Consider the following 870-nt stretch of genomic DNA (forward strand, 5'->3'; position numbering starts at 1 on the left):
CTAGGGTCAGGACCCATTAATCGGCTTGAGGCCGCCCTGCCTGCGTGATTCAAGCTCCCGAACTGACGGGGGTGATGATGAGCAATCTTTTCTGGCTGACGGACGACCAGATGGAGCGGTTGAAGCCGTTCTTTCCGAAGAGCCACGGCAAGCCGCGGGTCGACGATCGGCGAGTTCTGAGCGGCATAATCTTCATCAATCGCAATGGCTTGAGGTGGTGTGATGCGCCGCGTGAGTATGGTCCACCGAAGACACTCTACAACCGATGGAAGCGGTGGGGTGATATGGGGGTCTTCGCCAGGATGATGGAAGGGCTGGCTTCGAAAGGCTCCGAACAGAAGACCATCATGATTGACGCGACATACCTGAAGGCGCATCGCACGGCCTCGAGCCTGCGGGTCAAAAAGGGGGGCCTGACGACCAGCGCGGGCGCTTGATCGGGCGAACCAAGGGTGGGTTGAACACCAAACTGCACGCCGTCACCGATGCGAAGGGGCGTCCGCTGAAATTCTTCATGACGGCAGGTCAAGTCAGCGACTACACCGGAGCCGCAGCCTTACTCGGCAGTTTGCCCGCCGCGGAATGGATGCTCGCCGACCGGGGATATGACGCCGACTGGTTCCGAGATGCATTGAAAGACAAGGGGATACGTCCATGCATCCCTGGACGGAAGTCTCGCGGCAAGACCATCCGTTATGACAAACGACGTTACCGACGCCGCAACCGGATCGAGATCATGTTCGGCCGATTGAAAGACTGGCGCAGGGTCGCAACCCGTTACGACAGATGCGCAAAGACCTTCCTCTCCGCCGTCGCTCTCGCAGCCACCGTCATATTCTGGCTATGAGGATCAATGAGTCTGGACCCTAG

At 58.9% G+C, this 870-nt stretch carries 1 protein-coding gene; it reads left to right on the forward strand.

From position 1 onward, the window contains the following. Positions 1-77: 77 nt before the first annotated feature. A protein-coding gene (locus D1012_RS21890; RefSeq protein WP_233517240.1) for an IS5 family transposase occupies positions 78-847 on the forward strand; the annotation gives its coding sequence in 2 pieces (ribosomal slippage) (positions 78-414 and positions 414-847; 771 coding nt in all). The last annotated feature ends 23 nt before the right edge of the window (positions 848-870 follow it).

Source organism: Pseudotabrizicola alkalilacus (assembly GCF_003443995.1).
Lineage (GTDB): Bacteria > Pseudomonadota > Alphaproteobacteria > Rhodobacterales > Rhodobacteraceae > Pseudotabrizicola > Pseudotabrizicola alkalilacus.